The sequence below is a fragment of the Rhodococcus ruitaii genome (genome assembly GCF_055230935.1).
Map to the genome: position 1 here is coordinate 1 of NZ_JBUYWC010000018.1, position 18,002 is coordinate 18,002.

General features: G+C 67.1%; 16 protein-coding genes and 1 tRNA gene. 3 read left to right on the forward strand and 14 right to left on the reverse strand.

Going from position 1 to position 18,002, the window contains the following annotated elements:
- Window positions 1–137: 137 nt before the first annotated feature.
- The 6 genes from ACZI8W_RS21460 to ACZI8W_RS21485 form a co-directional block, all read right to left on the reverse strand.
- Window positions 138–335: a hypothetical protein gene (locus tag ACZI8W_RS21460; protein ID WP_463370543.1), complete on the reverse strand. Its 198-nt coding sequence runs from the start codon at window positions 333–335 to the stop codon at window positions 138–140.
- Between the two features lie 272 nt (window positions 336–607).
- Window positions 608–680 (reverse strand) — tRNA-Thr (locus ACZI8W_RS21465).
- A gap of 62 nt (window positions 681–742) precedes the next feature.
- Entirely contained in the window at window positions 743–1,930 is a 1,188-nt protein-coding gene (locus ACZI8W_RS21470; protein ID WP_463370544.1) for a DNA polymerase III subunit delta', read from the reverse strand.
- 46 nt (window positions 1,931–1,976) lie between these two features.
- Window positions 1,977–4,940 carry a type I DNA topoisomerase gene (gene topA, locus ACZI8W_RS21475; protein ID WP_463370545.1) on the reverse strand — a complete coding sequence of 988 codons (2,964 nt, stop codon included), beginning with the start codon at window positions 4,938–4,940 and terminating at the stop codon, window positions 1,977–1,979.
- A 115-nt stretch (window positions 4,941–5,055) separates the two neighbouring features.
- Window positions 5,056–5,664 (reverse strand): hypothetical protein, encoded by a 609-nt coding sequence (locus ACZI8W_RS21480; protein ID WP_463370546.1) that lies wholly within the window; start codon window positions 5,662–5,664, stop codon window positions 5,056–5,058.
- Window positions 5,665–5,796: 132 nt separating this feature from the next.
- Window positions 5,797–6,000, reverse strand: a complete 204-nt coding sequence (locus tag ACZI8W_RS21485; protein ID WP_005248460.1) for a cold-shock protein — start codon at window positions 5,998–6,000, stop codon at window positions 5,797–5,799.
- A gap of 353 nt (window positions 6,001–6,353) precedes the next feature.
- Between ACZI8W_RS21485 and ACZI8W_RS21490 the strand changes: the two genes are divergently transcribed.
- Window positions 6,354–8,720, forward strand: coding sequence for a DEAD/DEAH box helicase (locus ACZI8W_RS21490; RefSeq protein ID WP_463370547.1), 2,367 nt, complete (start codon window positions 6,354–6,356; stop codon window positions 8,718–8,720).
- Here ACZI8W_RS21490 and ACZI8W_RS21495 read toward each other — a convergent pair.
- The 7 genes from ACZI8W_RS21495 to ssd form a co-directional block, all read right to left on the reverse strand.
- Window positions 8,699–9,091, reverse strand: a complete 393-nt coding sequence (locus tag ACZI8W_RS21495; RefSeq protein WP_463370548.1) for an Rv3654c family TadE-like protein — start codon at window positions 9,089–9,091, stop codon at window positions 8,699–8,701. The two genes, ACZI8W_RS21490 and ACZI8W_RS21495, sit on opposite strands and share 22 nt — an antisense overlap.
- On the reverse strand, window positions 9,088–9,402 hold the full coding sequence (locus tag ACZI8W_RS21500; protein WP_463370655.1) for a TadE family type IV pilus minor pilin: 315 nt from the start codon (window positions 9,400–9,402) through the stop codon (window positions 9,088–9,090). The genes ACZI8W_RS21495 and ACZI8W_RS21500 overlap by 4 nt, the downstream gene beginning before the upstream one ends.
- 68 nt (window positions 9,403–9,470) lie before the next feature.
- Window positions 9,471–9,629, reverse strand: a complete 159-nt coding sequence (locus tag ACZI8W_RS21505; RefSeq protein ID WP_463370656.1) for a DUF4244 domain-containing protein — start codon at window positions 9,627–9,629, stop codon at window positions 9,471–9,473.
- Between the two features lie 95 nt (window positions 9,630–9,724).
- Window positions 9,725–10,306 carry a type II secretion system F family protein gene (locus ACZI8W_RS21510; RefSeq protein WP_463370549.1) on the reverse strand — a complete coding sequence of 194 codons (582 nt, stop codon included), beginning with the start codon at window positions 10,304–10,306 and terminating at the stop codon, window positions 9,725–9,727.
- Window positions 10,303–11,103 carry a type II secretion system F family protein gene (locus ACZI8W_RS21515; RefSeq protein ID WP_463370550.1) on the reverse strand — a complete coding sequence of 267 codons (801 nt, stop codon included), beginning with the start codon at window positions 11,101–11,103 and terminating at the stop codon, window positions 10,303–10,305. Before ACZI8W_RS21515 ends, ACZI8W_RS21510 begins: the two co-directional genes overlap by 4 nt.
- Window positions 11,100–12,272, reverse strand: coding sequence for a TadA family conjugal transfer-associated ATPase (locus ACZI8W_RS21520; protein ID WP_463370551.1), 1,173 nt, complete (start codon window positions 12,270–12,272; stop codon window positions 11,100–11,102). The genes ACZI8W_RS21515 and ACZI8W_RS21520 overlap by 4 nt, the downstream gene beginning before the upstream one ends.
- Window positions 12,269–13,333 (reverse strand): septum site-determining protein Ssd, encoded by a 1,065-nt coding sequence (gene ssd, locus ACZI8W_RS21525; RefSeq protein WP_463370552.1) that lies wholly within the window; start codon window positions 13,331–13,333, stop codon window positions 12,269–12,271. The genes ACZI8W_RS21520 and ssd overlap by 4 nt, the downstream gene beginning before the upstream one ends.
- Window positions 13,334–13,628: 295 nt before the next feature.
- Here ssd and ACZI8W_RS21530 point away from each other — a divergent pair, with 295 nt between their 5' ends.
- Window positions 13,629–14,486 (forward strand): HAD family hydrolase, encoded by an 858-nt coding sequence (locus ACZI8W_RS21530; protein WP_463370657.1) that lies wholly within the window; start codon window positions 13,629–13,631, stop codon window positions 14,484–14,486.
- A 456-nt stretch (window positions 14,487–14,942) separates the two neighbouring features.
- On the opposite strand, the gene ACZI8W_RS21535 is transcribed toward ACZI8W_RS21530, so the two are convergent.
- Window positions 14,943–15,692: a Fic family protein gene (locus tag ACZI8W_RS21535; RefSeq protein WP_463370553.1), complete on the reverse strand. Its 750-nt coding sequence runs from the start codon at window positions 15,690–15,692 to the stop codon at window positions 14,943–14,945.
- Window positions 15,693–15,909: 217 nt separating this feature from the next.
- Here ACZI8W_RS21535 and acs point away from each other — a divergent pair, with 217 nt between their 5' ends.
- The gene (acs, locus tag ACZI8W_RS21540) at window positions 15,910–17,841 is read left to right on the forward strand and encodes an acetate--CoA ligase (RefSeq protein ID WP_463370554.1); all 1,932 of its coding nucleotides are present in this window, start codon (window positions 15,910–15,912) and stop codon (window positions 17,839–17,841) included.
- Window positions 17,842–18,002: the final 161 nt, after the last annotated feature.

Here is an 18,002-nt window from a genome sequence, read left to right on the forward strand (position 1 = left end):
ATTCAGGCGCCTGCGTCCAACCTCGTTGTCCCTGACCGTGTGGTCGGGGTCGGTGTCCGTGTCGCTCTGACCTGGAATAAGTTACGCGAGGAGGAACCGGAACACCAAATCGCCAGGTCAACGAGGCGTTCCTGCCATCAGGGCACCCAGTATTTCTCCGCAAGGGCCTGCACGACGGCGTCATCGTCCCCTGCGGCGTCGAGCGCCATCAGATCGTGGTTCAGGTCCATGGTCCTGGGGTCGTCGCCTTCGGCGTCCCCGATGGGCCGGCCACCATCTTCGATGCGCTGCCGGAGGATCTTGTCCCGCACGCGCTCCTTCAACGACTCGCTCATACATCGAGCATGAGCCGTTGCACTGCAACTTGTCGAGAGATGCCGGAGCTCGTCGTAGAGATGCCGACGCCTCAGAATGCGGATCCTTGCTCAGCGATCATCGCGGTTGCGGAAGACGCGGATCGCCATCGGGAGCACGACTGCCAGTGCACCGAGAATCAGAATGAGAGAGAACAGTTCTATCAGCATGGTTCCCATGATCCACGTATATCCGGAGAAGTCCCGAGGACAACGAAGGGCCCGCCCCTTACGGGACGGGCCCTTCGTCTCTGAGCTGCCTGAGAGAATCGAACTCTCGACCTTTTCATTACGAGTGAAATGCTCTACCGACTGAGCTAAGGCAGCGCGCCTTGCGGCGACCGAAGTCTAGCCGAAACCCCCCCGCCCGGCGCAAACCGGCAGAGCAGTCACCGGAATGCTGTGCTCAGACGGGCGGCCATTGCGGCCAGCGCGAAGCGTGGCTTGACATTCTGCGCGAGCGCTTCGCGACAGTCGAGGATCGCTTCGATGCAGTCGAGTAGCCCTTCGGGCCTTGCTCGGGATGCGAGGTCGCGGGAACGGTCTGACATGTCGGGGTGGTTGGGTGTCGCAGCCGCACCCATCGAGTGAGCGAGCGCGTCCCGGTACAACCCGGCGAGGTCGATGAGGGCGCGGTCCATGATGTCGCGCTCTGTGCGGGTCTTGCGCGACTTCTGGCTGCGTTCGAGTTCCTTGAGTACTCCCGCCGAACCTCGCAGCGCACCGGCCGCGCCCTTACCCGTTCCGCCTGCACCGAGCGCGGTTTTGAGTTCCTCGGTTTCCCGCTCGTCCCGGTCTGTGCTGATCTCCTTCGCCTCGGTCTCCGCGCTCTTTCCGAGTTCTTCCGCGGCGGAATAGGTGGTGGCCGGTCTCAGTACAGCGCCGGCGACCTCGAGGGCGCGGGTGCGGTTGTCGCGAGCAGCCGGATCCGTGGCGAGACGTCGAGCACGGCCCACATGGCCACCACTGACCGATGCCGCCCACTGCGCGGCATCTGCCGCGATACCGTCGACGTCGCGAAGGACCTGGGCGATCGAGTCGACGCTCGGAGTGATGAGCCCGACGTGTCGGCATCGCGACCGCAGGGTCACCGAGATGTCCTCCGGGTCGACCGACGGCGCACACAGGAGAAACACCGTGCGCTGTGGCGGCTCCTCGACAACTTTGAGCAGCGCGTTCGCTGCGCCTTCGGTAAGGCGGTCGGCATCTTCGATGACCACAACCTGCCAGCGCCCGGTACTCGGCCGCCGTGCCGCGACCTGCACGATCTCGCGCATCGCCTTGACGCTGATCGTCAGTCCCTCGGGAACGACACGTCGGACATCGCCGTGAGTTCCTGCCATCGTCGTGGTGCATGCGTGGCAGCGACCGCACCCGGGGCTTGCGTCGTCGGTGCACTGCAGTGCCGCCGCGAAGCACAGGGCCGCCACGGACCGACCCGATCCGGGCGGGCCCGTGAACAGCCAGGAGTGCGTCATCGCGGAGCCTGAGACACCCGTGCGTGCGGCTACGGCTGCACCGACCAGGTCGGTCTCGACATCGCGCTGACCGACGAGACGATCGAAGACTCCGGGCATGGGACTCAGCGTAGCGACCGGCACCGACCACGTCGGCTCGGACAGCTCAGTCGGTCGTCTCCTCGGCTGCGGACTTCTTTGCGGGAGCCTTCTTCACGGCGGTCTTCTTGGCAGTGGTCTTCTTGGCAGTGGTCTTCTTCGCGGCAGTCTTCTTTGCCGGAGCCTTCTTCGCCGCCTTCTTGGTGGTCTTCTTCGCCGGCCCCCGGGCACGACGATCAGCCAACAGCTCGGATGCACGTTCGTCGGTGATCGTGCCGACCTCGTCGCCCTTACGCAGGCTCGCGTTCGTCTCTCCGTCGGTGACGTACGGACCGAATCGGCCGTCTTTGATCACCATCGGCTTCTCGCTGACTGGGTCTACGCCGAGTTCCCGCAACGGCGGAACAGCTGCCGCCTGACGTCCACGACGCTTCGGCTCCGCGTAGATCTTCAGGGCTTCATCGAGGGTGACCGTGAACAGCTGTTCCTCGGTCGCCAGCGACCGCGAATCCGTACCCTTTTTCAGATACGGGCCATAGCGACCGTTCTGAGCGGTGATTTCGTCGCCGGACTCCGGATCTACACCCACGACACGCGGCAGTGACAGCAACCGCAGGGCGTCGTCGAGGGTGACGGACGACAACTCCATCGTCTTGAGAAGGGATGCCGTGCGCGGCTTCGGGCCCGTCGCCTTCTTCGTCGCCTTCTTCGCCGGCGCCTTCTTGGCTGCCTTCTTCGCGGCCGTCTTCGTCGCGGTCTTCGTTGCGCCGCCGCTCAGCTCTTCGACCGGGACAGGAGTGACATCGGGTTCCGGTTCGGGTTCGGGTTTCGGCTCGGGCAGCAACTCGGTGACGTACGGACCGAAGCGCCCCTCGCGGGCCACGATCTCGTGTCCGGTCGCCGGGTCGACGCCGAGAACCCGCCCCTCCTGCGGGGTCGAGAAGAGCTTCTCCGCGTATTCGAGAGTCAGCTCGTCCGGCGGCAGATCCTCGGGCAGATTCGCGCGCTGCGAGACGAGGTCGCCGTCCGGGTTGTCCGGGTCGACGACCATTCGTTCGAGGTATGGGCCGAACCGGCCCACCCGCACGTGGATCTCGCGACCCTCCGCATCGTCGAACAACCGGATCGAGTTGATCTCGCGGGCATCGATGTCCTCGAGGTTCTGCCCGACCAGCTTCTTCAGACCGCCCTTGCGTGCGACCGAGTCCTCGTCGCCATGCTCGCCACCGAAGTAGAACCGGGACAGCCACGCGCTGCGCTGCTCTTGACCTGCGGCGATCTCGTCGAGATCGTCCTCCATACCCGCGGTGAAGTCGTAGTCGACCAGCTGAGCGAAATGAGCCTCGAGCAGGCCAATCACCGAGAACGCGACCCACGACGGCACCAGCGCACTGCCACGCTTGTAGACATAGCCGCGGTCGAGAATCGTCTTGATGATCGAGGCGTACGTGGACGGACGCCCGATACCCAACTCCTCGAGAGTCTTGATCAGGCTCGCTTCGGTGAACCGAGCGGGCGGATTGGTCGAGTGGCCGTCCGGATCGAGCTTCGTTGCGGTGACCGCCGCGCCTTCACTGAGGTTGGGCAGCCGCGACTCCGCATCGTCGGACTGCCCGCCGGCCTCTTCATCGACGCTTTCGACATATGCCTTGAGGAAGCCCGCGAACGTGATCGTGCGGCCCGACGACGAGAAGGTGCACACCTCGCCGGTCCCAGCGGTGCCGGCGATGCGGAGCGTAAGGGTGGTTCCGCGGGCGTCGGCCATCTGCGACGCGACGGTCCGCTGCCAGATCAACTCGTACAGCTTGTACTCGTCCGCATCGAGCCGCGCGTGCAATTCGCCCGGCGTCGCGAAGACATCACCGGCCGGTCGGATGGCCTCGTGTGCTTCCTGCGCGTTCTTGACCTTGCGGGTGTACTGGCGGGGAGACGCATGCACGTACTCGGCACCGTACAGCTGCGTCGCCTGCGACCTTGCCGCCGCGATCGCCGACTCCGACAGTGTCGTCGAGTCGGTACGCATGTACGTGATGTAGCCGTTCTCGTACAACCGCTGGGCGATGCGCATCGTGCGCTCGGACCCGAACCGGAGCTTGCGGCCGGCCTCCTGCTGCAGCGTGGAGGTCATGAACGGTGCGTAGGGCTTGCGTGTGTACGGCTTGCTCTCGGCCGACGACACCGTCAGCGCGGCACCGGACAGCGCCTCGGCGAGGCTACGGGCGTACGCCTCGTCGAGCACGACGACACCGTCGGTCTTCAGAGCGCCATCAGGACCGAAGTCGCGACCTGCAGCGACGCGGGAACCGTCGACATTGACGAGGCGCGCACCGAACGAGCGGGGGCTCGCAGCGGCACCGGCGTCCATGGTCGCGGCGATGTCCCAGTACTCGGCGGATTTGAATGCCATGCGCTCACGTTCACGGCGCACGATGACACGAGTCGCGACCGACTGGACTCGGCCCGCCGATAGTCGCGGCATGACCTTCTTCCACAACACCGGGCTGACTTCGTAGCCGTACAGGCGATCGAGGATACGGCGAGTTTCCTGCGCGTCGACGAGGTCGTTGTCGAGCTCACGGGTGTTCTCGGCCGCAGCGCGGATCGCCGGTTCGGTGATCTCGTGGAAGACCATCCGGCGGACCGGAACCTTCGGCTTGAGTGTTTCGAGGAGATGCCACGCGATGGCTTCGCCCTCGCGGTCGGGGTCGGTGGCGAGGTAGAGCTCGTCGGCGTCCTTCAGGAGTGACTTGAGCTCGGTGACCTTCGACTTCTTTTCGGGGCTGACGACATACAGCGGCTCGAAGTCGTGATCGACATCGACACCCAACCGAGCCCACGACTCACCCTTGTGCTTGGCGGGGACGTCCGCTGCACCGCGTGGAAGATCGCGGATGTGTCCGACGGAGGCTTCGACCACATAGTTGCGCCCCAGGTAGGGCGCGATCTTCTTCGCCTTGGTCGGAGATTCGACGATGACGAGTCGGCGCGTTCCCGACGCGTTGTCCGACGTGCCTTTGTCCCGTGCTGCCACCGTGACGCCTGAACCTTCCCTTTTGCCGACATGTCTGTCTTTCGAAGACATGTATACCGACCTGTCTCCCCGACTCGGTCACACACAGGGTCGCACATACCCGGTAGATCGCTCGTCACATGTGGTGCCCTCCGTGCTCGTGACGTGGCCAGATCGCGCGGGCTTCGGAGTAGTCGGGAGGCGCTCCGAGGCCTTCGTCGAGCCTCGCGATGCGGCGCGGGCCCGACACTCTCAGCCCAGGTGGGGTGCAATGAGTACTGATCAAGGTGGGGGCGATTCCGGCCAGCATCAAAGCCTCGGAGAGTGCCACGTAGGTACCGGGCGCATCCGGGTCGAGCCCGAGGACATATCGCACCCCCTCGGCCTCCATCCTGCCCGCTGCCAGGAACCATGTCCTCAGCGCTCCGGCGTTCGGGACCCATCCGGCCGGGACACTCTTGGTTCCGCCCTGCGACCACGCGGTCGCGAGGGGGCCGAGATCCGGAACGTCGGCGGTGCGCACCCGGGGAGATCCGTCCGGCGCCGCATCGATTTCTGCGGTCAGGCCGGTGGCGGCGATCCGATCAGCGATCGCGAACGCGCGCCACCGCGCATCGACCGTCACCGAAATCTGCGCAGACCCGGCCGTGCGCGACACGATTTTCCCCTGTGCGGCGAGCAGTCCGCTCAGGTCGGACAGCTCAGGCGGCGCGGTATCGGCGCCGAAGAAGGACAGTTGACTCACTGCTACCTCCCCGTCCAGGACTATCTCCAGTTGTCTCACCCCGAAAAACCATCGTCCCCCATCGCCGGTGGCGACAGGGGACGATGGGATGAGGGCGATCACCCTCACAGGTGCTCGATGGAGCGCGTCGAATCAGACGGCGCGCACACCGGTGGCCTGCGGGCCCTTGGTGCCCTGTCCGACCTCGAACTCGACGCGCTGGTTCTCCTCGAGGGTGCGGAAACCGGAACCCTGGATCTCGGAGTAGTGAACGAACACGTCGGCAGAGCCGTCCTCCGGAGCGATGAAGCCGAAGCCCTTCTCCGCGTTGAACCACTTCACAGTGCCCTGTGCCATGCTTTTCCTTCTCTTTCTAACACCGGATTCGACGAGCCGCTGGGTACAGCGGCCGCCAGGTCCCGATTCCGACCGCTGTACCTTTCGAATCCCCCGTTGGAAGAGCTCAAGCACACCGCCCGCAACCATCGATCCTGCGAGCGTGCACTCTCTCAAGTCTACGAACACAGAAGCTGCGACCGCGTGCCAGTCAATCATGTTCCGGGCGGTCGCAACAGTAGGTTTGGCACAATCGCGCCAAAATTCTGATCTTGTAGCCCGCTCGGTACCATGACCGGCGGGTGGAGGTGTGAACCCATGGTACGCGGTGCAGACTCCACCCCGTGCCGAATTCGATCCAGCGGAGCCGACATGTGACCAGTTCATCAGGTATCGACACCGGCGGAAGCACTGCCCCGGGCTACGGGCAGGCCCTGCTCGATCGACTGCTCGCCGGCACACCATCGAACGAGCACCCGCTCACCCACACCGCCGAGCTTCCCGCCCGGAAGGCACGACACGCCCGCTGGCCGGGGTGGGCCGCCGGGTCCGTGGTCGACGCGCTCGGTGAGCACGGGGTGTCGGAGCCCTGGTCTCATCAGATCCACGCCGCCGACCTCGCGGCAGCAGGCACCAACGTCGTGGTGTCCACCGGCACGGCGTCGGGCAAATCCGTCGCCTACCAGCTTCCGGTACTCACCGCGCTGGTGTCCGATCCACAGGCCACCGCGCTGTACCTCTCCCCCACGAAGGCCCTCGGCGCAGACCAACTGCGCGCGGTGACGGAACTGACCCGGTCGATGCCCGACCTCTCGACGGCACATCCGTGCGCGTATGACGGCGACACTTCCACCGAGCTGCGCCGATGGGCACGTAGCCATTCTCGGTGGATCTTCACCAATCCCGACATGCTGCACCTGGGGATCCTGCCCCGCCACGCACGCTGGGCGCGCTTGTTGCGTCGACTGCGGTACGTCGTGATCGACGAGTGCCACTCGTACCGAGGCGTCTTCGGATCGCATGTCGCGTTGGTCATCAGGCGGTTGCGCCGGCTCGCGAACCATTACGGCGCCGACCCGGTGTTCATCCTGGCGTCCGCCACCACCGCCGATCCTGGAACCGCCGCGTCCCGGTTGATCGGGGCGCCGTGCGAGGAGGTGACCGAGGACGGTTCGCCACACGGTCCGTGCACGGTCGCTTTGTGGGAACCACCTCTGCTCCGGGAAGTCACCGGCGAGCACGGTGCGCCCGTACGACGCGCCGCCGGTACCGAGGCCGCTCGACTGTTGGCCGACCTCGTCGTCGAAGGCGCGCGCACCCTGGCATTCGTCCGTTCACGTCACGGCGCCGAACTCACCGCGATGGGGGCACGGCGGCTGCTCACCGAATCGGCGCCCGACCTGGCGGACCGTGTCGCGACCTATCGCGCCGGGTACCTCGCCGAGGACCGTCGCGACCTCGAAGCGGCCCTGTCCGACGGCCGGCTCCTCGGTGTCGCAAGCACGAACGCGCTCGAACTCGGGGTCGACATCGCAGGCCTCGACGCCGTCGTCGTCGCCGGATTCCCCGGGACGGTCGCGTCGTTCTGGCAGCAGGGTGGCCGGGCCGGGCGGCGGGGTCAAGGTTCGCTGGTCGTGCTCGTCGCACGCGACGACCCACTCGACACCTACCTCGTACACCACCCGGAGGCACTGCTCGGCAGGTCGGTCGAGGCGACCGTGACCGACCCCACCAATCCGTACGTACTCGGACCGCAACTGTTGTGTGCTGCGCTGGAGTTGCCACTCTCGCACCGGGAGGTCGACGGATTCGACGCGCAAGACCTGCTCACGGACCTGGCGACACAGGGGCTGATCCGTCGGCGCGCGCGCGGTTGGTTCGTCACACCGGACATCCACCCGCACTCCGAAGTCGACATCCGCGGCGGCGTCGGCAATCAGGTCGCGATCGTCGAGGCCGACACAGGCCGGATGCTCGGCACCGTCGAAGCAGGGCGTGCACCCGCGACCGTCCACCCCGGCGCGGTACACCTCCACCAGGGCGAGGCCTTCGTCGTCGACGAACTGCATCTCGACGACGGTGTCGCACTCGTCCACGCCGAGGACCCGGAGTGGTCGACGTCGGTGCGTGAGGTCACCGACATCCGGATCGTCGCGGTGGAGGACACCCACACATACGGGCCCGTGACCGTGCAGATGGCTGCAGTCGAGGTGACCGGGCAGGTGGTCGCCTATCTCCGGCGTCTCCCCACCGGCGAGGTGCTCGACCGGATCGAGTTGGACATGCCGGCTCATACCCTGCCCACCCGCGCCGTGCTGTACACCGTCACACCGGAACTGCTCGACCGGATCGGGTTGACACCCGAGCGGGTTCCGGGTGCCCTCCACGCCGCCGAGCACGCCGCCATCGGATTACTCCCCCTCGTCGCGACGTGCGATCGCGGCGATATCGGTGGCGTGTCCACCGACCTGCACGCCGACACGGGGCTGCCCACCGTGTTCGTCTACGACGGACATCCTGGCGGGGCGGGTTTCGCCGAACGCGGATTCTCACGGATCACCCAGTGGCTCGAGGCCACCCGCAATGCAGTGGAGGCATGCGAATGCCTCGACGGCTGCCCGTCGTGCGTGCACTCCCCCAAGTGCGGTAACGGTAACGATCCGCTCGACAAGGCCGGTGCCACAACACTGCTGACATCCGTACTGGACGCACTCACTACTCAACCGCCGCCCTCTGCGTGACCGGTCGCGTCGTCTTCGAGGGCAGGCCCTGCCCGGGCGATAGCCGATGCTTCCCTGTCGCCGAACAACGGCGATACCGCAGCGTACGTCTCCACCACCGCGTCCCACCCGTGTATCCGGCAACTGCGCACATTCACGTCCATACGGACGGCCATGGTCTGCGCGACAGCACATGCGTCGGCGATGCCCCGGTCGAGCGACGACGCGACAGCCAACGCCGCCAGGTCCGCCGCAGCCTGCAGTCGGTGACGGACCACCACCACCGCTCCGGCGTGCAGCACGGTCGCGGTGATCACGATGATCGCGGCCATGATGCAACACCCGAGGACGCTGGCACTGCCGCGCTCGTCGCGCAGATCGACACGAATCACGACACGTCCCCCGGCTCGGGGACAGCAACGGCGTCCGCCCTCAGGGTGATCATCGGGAGCAACGGTGCATCGACGCTCACGGTCGCGACAACGAGATCACCCTCCATGCCCACCTCGATGTGCGCCCCGGAGGGGGCGACCCGGGCAGCCACCTCGACCGCCCGGGCCTCGTCGCCGCGCGCCACGAGCCGCACCGCCTCACGCGCCGCGTCCTGACACCGAACCTGCTGTGAAACACACAGCACAGCACCGAGACACAGCATCAGAACGGTGATGAGCGAGGCAATCGCGAGCGCCGCCTCGACTGTCACGCCGCCCTCGTCGCCCGCAGCAACGCGACGAGCACGAGCACGAGCCCACCCCGTCACACCCCACCCCGTCACACCGAGGTATTGAGAGCGCGTTCGACGATACCGGTCAGCGCCGACACGATTCCGTCTCCGGTCACGACTGTGTACAGCACGGCGCCGAAGGCCGCCGCGGCAATGGTGCCGATGGCATACTCTGCTGTCGACATACCCTCGTCGTCTCCTGCCATCGCCAGGACACGGCGGGCGAGCGAGCGATCTTCTTCTACGGGTTCGGTGAACACGGTTTTCCCCTTTCTGTCGATGCGGACGGTCCGCGTCGACGTCACAACAGCCCTGACCCCAGGACACCCTTGGCCAGGCCGATCACCACCGGCACGATGCCCAAGCACACGAACGCCGGGAGAAAACACAGGCCGAGCGGACCGCTCACGAGTACACCGGCGCGTTCGATGTCGCCGGCGGCTTCGTCTTCGGCCTCCGCACGATGCCGCACGGCGAGCTCGGACACGATGTCGGACAGTGGCGCACCGGATCTGGCTGATCTCCGGGCTGCACGAGCGAAGTCTTCGAGGAGTGGGTCGCCATCGGCCGACCACGCGTCGGCCGGGTCGGCACCAAGTTTCAAGCGGTCTGCTCCTCGCCGGAGCGCCGAGGCAAGTGTGAGTGGTGCAGACTCCGCCACCACACCCGCCGCAGATGCTGCCGGCATCCCGGCCCGCAGACACGCCGCGAAGAGGTCGAACGCGGCGGCGATCGCATACGGATCCCACGCCGTGTCGGCCGCGGCATTCGGCACGGGGCCGGGCGATCCGTGCAGGGCGTGCAACCGAAGTGTTCCCGGGTCGGGCACGGCGACCAGCGCTGCGGCAAGACACAACGCCGGCAGCAACATCGACGTGGTCATCGGCCGACCCTGTCGGCGATGCGATCGGTCCACAGCAACCCTGCACACACGAGCACCGTGCCGAGCACCAACAGCACCGCACCGAGGCCACCACCGAGGAGCGTTGTCAGCGGCGACGCCCCCATGAGTTGCCCCAGTGCCACTCCGAGCACGGGGAGCGCGGCGAGGACCGTTGCGGTCGCACGGGCGCCGGCGAGACCGGCCTCGGTACGCGTCCGGATCCGCATTCGGGCGGCAAGATCGGAGCGGGCCGCCGACAACAGTTCCGCGAGCGCCAATCCGTGGCGGTCGGACACCGACCAGGCGTCGGCAACCCGACCGAGACTCTCACCGATTCCTTCTGAATCGAATTCTATTGCTGCACCGCGTAATCCGTCGGAAGCAGATCCGCCCAGCTGGGCCCGTGCCGCCGCGATCCGCAGTGAGTCCGAGGTCGGTCCGGTGGTTTCACGCGCAGCCGTGTCGCATGCATCGGCGGGATGTGCACCGACGTGCAGTTCCGCGATCACCATGTCGAGACCGGAGAGCAGCGTCCGCCGGTCGTTGTCGAGACGCGCAGCTCGTTGTCGACGACGAAACCGGAACGCGATCGTGGCCGACGCGACCGCCACAGCGATGGCAGCACCCATTCCCACCAGCAACGCCCCAGCCGAGGCGACGACCACCGCGCAGAGCACTCGATTCGGTCGCGGCAGCGTCGCCGGTGATGCGGGTGTGTGCCGTTCGAGCCGCCGACGCGCGTCGGCGCCAGGAGCAGCAAGGACGGCAGCGGCCACGCACAGGACAGATACGGTCACAAGCCCTCCCTCGACCGCAGGATCCGTTCGAGTCGTGCCGAGCCGGACGCGGCACCGCCCGGGTATGTCCACGCGGGAACCACAAGAACCCCCGCGACCGGGTCGCGGTCGACGACACCGATCTCGACGAGCCTTCTGGTGCCGTCGGGAGCACGGTGGACGTGCAGGACCACCTGGACCGCCGCGGCGAGCTGACTGTGCAGGGCCGCGCGATCGAGTCCACCGAGGGCTGCAAGCGCTTCGAGCCGGGCGGGTACCTCGTCGGGTGAATTCGCGTGCACGGTGCCGGCACCCCCGTCATGACCTGTGTTCAGCGCTGTCAGGAGGTCGACGACCTCGGCGCCTCGCACTTCACCGATGACGATCCGATCCGGCCGCATCCGCAACGCCTGACGCACGAGATCGCGAACGGTGACCTCCCCGACGCCCTCGACGTTCGGGGCTCGCGCGACGAGGCGCACCACGTGGGGGTGATCCGGCACGAGTTCGGCCGCGTCCTCGACGCACACGATCCGTTCCGAAGGGTCGACCGCGCCGAGGAGTGCCGCCAGGAGGGTCGTCTTACCCGCGCCGGTTCCGCCGACGACGAGGAAGGCGAGGCGCCCCGACACGATCCGGTCGAGCAACCGGTGGGCTTCGGGATGGACCGCGCCGCGCTCGACCAGCGCGTCGAGCCCTTGCGTCGCCGGTCTCAGCACGCGCAACGACAGGCATGTGCCGCCCTGTGCGACGGGGGCGAGCACTGCGTGCAGGCGGACACCGAACTCGCCGTGCCCGGGGAGGCGGCCGTCAACCCACATCTGCGCGTCGTCGAGTCGACGCCCGGCGAACAGTGCGAGACGCTGCGCAAGACGCCGGACGGCAGCCTCGTCCGGAAAGGTCACCGGTGTGAGCGTCAGGCCGCCGCCGCAGTCGACCCATACTCGGTCGGGAGCTGTGACCAGCACGTCGGTCACGGTGGGGTCGGCGAGCAACGCCTCGAGTGGGCCCGCCCCCGTGAGTTCGGTCTGGAGACGGCGCAGCGCGACGAGAAGATCGGTGTCGCCGAGTACGCCGCCCGCTTCGGCTCGCAGCGCGGTAGCGACGCGCGCGGGTGACAGATCACCCGGCTCGGCCGCGAGTCGATCACGGACCCGGTCGAGCAGTTCGGCGTCCAGGACCTCGTTCACGCGGCACCGCCCACTCCGGCATGAACGGACGAATCGAAGACTTCGAGTGCAGCAACGACGAGCGGCGACCGCTGCCGCAGTCGCAGACCCCCACGTTCGAGGGTCTCCGCAAGCCCCGGCTGAGGACGCATCGCCGCCAGCAACGGCAGTCCCACCACTGCAGCCACGTCGGTGGCGCGCAGCCCTCCGGGCGCCGGCCCACGCACCACGACTCCGGCGGTCGCGGCACGACCGGTGAGCCAGTCCGCCGTCCGCGCTGCAGACAACGCGCCACTCACCCGCGCCTGGGTGACGAGCACGGTGGTGTCGGCGGCAGCGATCGCCGCCTCGGCGACCTCGTCGAAGGTGCGGGCCACGTCGCAGACCACGACCGTGCCCGCACGCCGCGCCGCTTCGAGAACAGCGGTGAGCGGGGCAGCGCCGAGTCGCTCGGCACCCCGGTCACCGGCGAGGACCCCCACTCCGGACAGCCATTCGGGTACGGCGTCGCGCAAGGCCCGGGCAGAAACACTGCCCGAGTCGACGGTGAGGCCCGACCATCGGATTCCGGTGCGCTCTTCGAGGCCCGTGAGGGTGTCCAGTCCCGCACCGAAGGGGTCGGCATCGACGAGGAGGACGCCGCCCGGGGCACCTCGAACGGCGGCCGCCCACGCGAGCGCAGCAGCGAACACCGAGGCGCCTGCTCCGCCAGAACCACCGAGCACGGCGAGCACCGCACCTCCGCCCGCTTCGGGTTCGGCCGCTGCGCCGAGGACGGCCAGCAGTTCCACTTCGTCGTCGGGAAGACCCAGAACGTGTTCGGCGCCGACCGTGGCCGCGGCCTGCCACTCGTCCAGGCCGGGTGTGCCCGGACAGACCACCACGATTCCGGATCTGCGGGGGAGCGCAGTTGCGCAGGCGAGCGCTTCGTCGCGGTCGACCACGACCAGGACCGCATCCAGCCATGCGCGGCGCTGCGGGAGAGTGGCCGGTTCGGCGAGGTGCCGGTCTGCTGCCGCTGCGACACGGCGCAGGCTTGCGAGCAGGGTCGCATCGCCGATCAGTGCGAGAACGTCGTTCATGCCGCACAGCGTGCGCGTCCGGCGACCGTCGTGGAAGGCCGATTCGCCGGTATCGCCGAATCTGTGGACGAATCAGGCGCCTGTGGACAACTTCGGTGCGGCGGAGACAGGACGACCCTCGCCAGGGGGGGAGGAGGCGAGGGTCGTCAGCGTTCAGCCCCGGGGGGTCGGGCTGAACCCTGCCTGGATATCCAGGCTTACGCGATAGTACACCTACCAAACTCGATGTTTGCAAGTTCAAGCATCAGCGGCGCGTGACGCTCATCCGGACCCCGACGGTGGCACCGCGGGCCTTATGGTGGAGAACGTGACAGACGCGACCGCGGATCCCGCCGAGTCCGGTCGGATCGCCGCCTTCTTCGACCTCGACAAGACCGTGATCGCCAAGTCGAGCGTTCTCGCATTCACCCGTCCTTTCTTCGAGCACGGCCTGCTCGATCACCGCGCGGTGATTGCGAGCAGCTATGCGCAGATGCTCTTCGTGTTGTCCGCCGTCGACCAGGCGCGAGTCGACCGAATGCGCGAGCACATCGCACAGATGTGTAAGGGCTGGGATGTGGAACAGATCCGCTCGATCGTCAACGAGACCCTCGACGAGATCGTCACACCGCTGGTGTATGCGGAAGCCGAGGACCTGATCGCGGACCACCACGCACGAGGCCACGACGTGGTGATCGTTTCGGCGTCGGGCGAAGAGGTCGTCACACCCATAGCGCAGACACTCGGTGCCTCGCACAGCGCCGCGAGCCGGATGCGGATCGTCGACGGGCGGTACGCCGGGGAGCTCGAGTTCTACTGCTTCGGTGAGGCGAAGAGCACCGCCATCCGCGAGCTCGCCGTGCGCCACGGGTACGACCTGACACGCTGCTACGCCTACTCGGATTCGTCGACGGACGTGCCGATGCTGCGGGTGGTCGGCAAGCCGCGCGCAGTCAACCCCGACCGCGCACTGCGGCGTATCGCGAACGAAAACAACTGGCCCATATTGACTTTCACCCGGCCGGTACCGTTGTCGCGGCGCGTCCGGCCGTCAAAGAAAGGACTCCTGAGACTGGCCGCCGCGGGCGCCGCGGCGGTGTTGATCACCGGCGCCGCAGTCTACCTCGCCGGGCGCCGGCACGATCCCCGGCATCGACCCCGCCTCATCCAGTGATCGTGCTGAATCTTTCCGCACCGGGGGCTTGCCGACGCCGAAAGTACGGGGTACAAATGAGTTACGGAAGCACGGGAGGCCAAGAGCGAATCGGAAGAGAAGATTCGATCTCCCGCCCGCGGTTCCCAGCACGGACACCGAGTACCCACGCGGAGCCGATGCCACTATAAGGGCAGAAGCGTTGTGGGCCTGCGAGTTCCGAGTTATCGAAGGCAAGACCTCGCACCCGTTGCGAGGAGCGAACCGCCGACACCCGGATCATCGCCGAGGCCGTTGACACACAACCCACACCAGCACGCATGGTAACCCGGAAAGTCCGTGCTAGCGGGAGGCGCACCGATCACGATCGGAGTGCCCCCCGCTTTTGATTTCTCGGACGACCGATGCTGCACCGCCGAATGATGCTGTGCCGCAAGATCGCCCCGCTGCGAATTGCTCGAAGGACGTGGCGACAGCTCAGCTGCCGAATGCCTCGGCGATCGATGTCGCTTCGCGAGCCCCGGCCTCGAGCGCACCACAGCAGAAGATCACCCAGCCTCCGACGCCCACATCGGTGCCGCGACCGAAGCCTGCGATCCCGTCGCGATACGCCTGCCCTCGCCGCATCCACGTCACTTCGGGCACCCCGAGGTTGTGGGTGTCGAGCCCCGAAGCCACGCACACCAGTCGCGACGCCGCCCGCGCCACCAAACCATCGGCCACACCGAACGGGTTCAGGGAGCGAAGCTCGCCGTGCACCACGGCCGCAAGGATCGGGGCCGGAATCGAAGTTCCTCCTGTGACCAGTTGAGCGAGACCGTCGAGACGCTGCGCCACCCCAGGCTCCGCACGGGGCCGGCCCAACTTCTCGGGATCATCCACCTGATCGGCCGCGGCCAGCAGATGCAGGCGGGCCAGAGCCTGCAGCGGCGCACGGCGCCAGGTGGACACCTGATGTGCGAGCGCGTCACCGTCGAGGGACTGCGCAACCCGCAAGGCACCCGAGAGCACCGGGTCGCCTTTTTCTCCCGGAGGCGGAAGCTCCGTGGAACCCCCGTCGATCGCTGCCGATGCTCGCGCGGCCCGTACCGAGGCCTCCGCCGCGGTGCTGGGCCAGCCCCGACGGTTCGTACGATGACGATGGACCTCAGCGAGGGCGTCACGCGCGCGATCGGCGGCGTCGCGCACGCCGGGGAGATCGAGGAGGGGCTGAAGCGGATCGGTCACGATCCCGAACGGTACCTGCGAGCGCCGCGAACACCCTCCACCGGGCACACCGAGGGGTCACTCGTCGCTGGTGCCGACCGCCCGTCGCGCAGCAACGACCGATCAGCGCATGTGAGCAGGTTGCAGCACCGTGCAACGATGCGATCCGCATCACAGGTGACTACGCTCACTAGAGTCCGAACTGTTTTGCCACGACCCGGAAAGAGGCCACCGCACCATGACGAGCGCAGCCCAGGACCACGACCAGCAGGCGTTCCCGCCGAGTGCCGAGTTCGCCGCCACCGCCAACGCCGGTCCCGAGTTGCAGGCCGCCGCAGACGCCGACCGACTGGCGTTCTGGGACACCCAGGCCCGCCGACTCGATTGGGCCACGCCCTGGACGCAAGTGCTCGACTGGTCCGATGCGCCCGTCGCGAAATGGTTCGCCGGAGGCACCCTCAACGTGGCCTACAACTGTGTCGACCGCCACGTCGAAGCCGGCAACGGCGACCGTGTCGCCATCGCCTTCGAAGGCGAACCCGGCGATACCCGCTCCCTGACCTACAACGACCTGCTCGCCGAAGTCTCGAAGGCCGCGAACACCTTCACCGACCTCGGACTCGCCACCGGCGACCGCGTCGCGATCTACATGCCGATGATCCCCGAAGCGATCATCACGATGCTCGCGTGCGCCCGCCTCGGACTGACGCACTCGGTGGTCTTCGCCGGGTTCTCCGCCACCGCACTGCGCTCACGCATCGACGACGCCGAAGCCAAGCTCCTCGTCACAGTCGACGGGCAGTGGCGCCGCGGTCAAGCCGCGCCGCTCAAGACCGCCGCCGACGAGGCGGTCTCCGGAGCCGCCTCGATCGACAACGTACTCGTGGTCAAACGCACCGGCATCGACGTCGACTGGACCGAAGGCCGCGACCTCTGGTGGCATGAGACTGTCGAGAAGGCCTCCCCTGAACACACGCCCGAGGCGTTCGACGCCGAACATCCATTGTTCATCCTCTACACCTCCGGCACCACCGGGAAACCCAAGGGCATCATCCACACCTCCGGTGGTTACCTCACGCAGACGTCGTACACCCACCACTACGTGTTCGACCACAAACCCGGCAAGGACGTCTACTGGTGCACCGCCGACATCGGCTGGGTCACCGGACACTCCTACATCGTGTACGGGCCGCTCTCGAACGGTGCCACCCAGGTCGTCTACGAAGGCACCCCCAACTCCCCGAACGAGCACCGCCACTTCGAGATCATCGAGAAGTACGGGGTGTCGATCTACTACACCGCCCCCACCCTGATCCGCACCTTCATGAAATGGGGCCGCGAGATCCCCGACGCCCACGACCTGTCGTCGATCCGGCTGCTCGGCTCCGTCGGCGAGCCGATCAACCCCGAAGCGTGGCGCTGGTACCGCGAGGTCATCGGCGCAGGCAAGACTCCGATCGTCGATACCTGGTGGCAGACCGAGACCGGTGCGATCATGATTTCCCCGCTGCCCGGCATCACCGCGACGAAACCGGGCTCCGCGATGGCACCGCTGCCCGGTATCTCCGCGAAGATCGTCGACGACGATGCCAACCCGCTCGGCGCGGGCGGCAACGGCTATCTGGTGCTCGATCAGCCGTGGCCGGCGATGCTCCGCGGAATCTGGGGCGATCCCCTGCGCTACCGCGAGACCTACTGGTCCCGTTATGAAGAGCAGGGCTGGTACTTCGCGGGCGACGGCGCCAAGTACGACGAGGACGGCGCCCTGTGGGTTCTCGGACGCGTCGACGATGTCATGAACGTCTCCGGGCACCGCATCTCCACGTCCGAAGTCGAATCCGCTCTGGTCAGTCATTCCGCCATCGCGGAAGCCGCGGTGGTCGGCGCGGCCGACGACACTACCGGTCAGGGCATCGTCGCGTACGTGATCCTGCTCGAGCATGTCGAGAACACCGGCGATGCGCTCATCAAGGATCTGCGTGATCACGTCGCCGTCGAGATCTCCCCGATCGCGAAGCCGCGGCAGATCACCGTCGTTCCCGAGCTGCCCAAGACCCGTTCCGGCAAGATCATGCGACGTCTACTCCGTGACGTCGCGGAAGGTCGCGAACTCGGCGACACGTCCACCCTGGTCGACCCGGCGGTCTTCGACGCGATTCGGAAGAAGTAACCCGCTCGCCACAGCGCCCTCCCGGAAATCGCTCCGGGAGGGCGCTGCGGCGTCGGGGAGCGACCTACCGGAAGAAAACACCCACACGCCCACCGCCTTGCTTCGTCACTCGTCGCCCCCAGGTTGGGATCGGCGCTACTGTTACGGCGTGGGTGAGCCCA

Excerpts from the sequence above, each read along its gene's own strand:
- ACZI8W_RS21530 (WP_463370657.1), top strand. The coding sequence starts at position 13,629 with ATGGTGGAGAACGTGACAGACGCGACCGCGGATCCCGCCGAGTCCGGT.
- acs (WP_463370554.1), top strand. The coding sequence starts at position 15,910 with ATGACGAGCGCAGCCCAGGACCACGACCAGCAGGCGTTCCCGCCGAGT.
- ACZI8W_RS21485 (WP_005248460.1), bottom strand. The coding sequence starts at position 6,000 with ATGGCACAGGGCACTGTGAAGTGGTTCAACGCGGAGAAGGGCTTCGGC.
- ACZI8W_RS21470 (WP_463370544.1), bottom strand. The coding sequence starts at position 1,930 with ATGCCCGGAGTCTTCGATCGTCTCGTCGGTCAGCGCGATGTCGAGACC.
- ACZI8W_RS21510 (WP_463370549.1), bottom strand. The coding sequence starts at position 10,306 with ATGACCACGTCGATGTTGCTGCCGGCGTTGTGTCTTGCCGCAGCGCTG.
- ACZI8W_RS21505 (WP_463370656.1), bottom strand. The coding sequence starts at position 9,629 with ATGGCAGGAGACGACGAGGGTATGTCGACAGCAGAGTATGCCATCGGC.
- ACZI8W_RS21460 (WP_463370543.1), bottom strand. The coding sequence starts at position 335 with ATGAGCGAGTCGTTGAAGGAGCGCGTGCGGGACAAGATCCTCCGGCAG.
- ssd (WP_463370552.1), bottom strand. The coding sequence starts at position 13,333 with ATGAACGACGTTCTCGCACTGATCGGCGATGCGACCCTGCTCGCAAGC.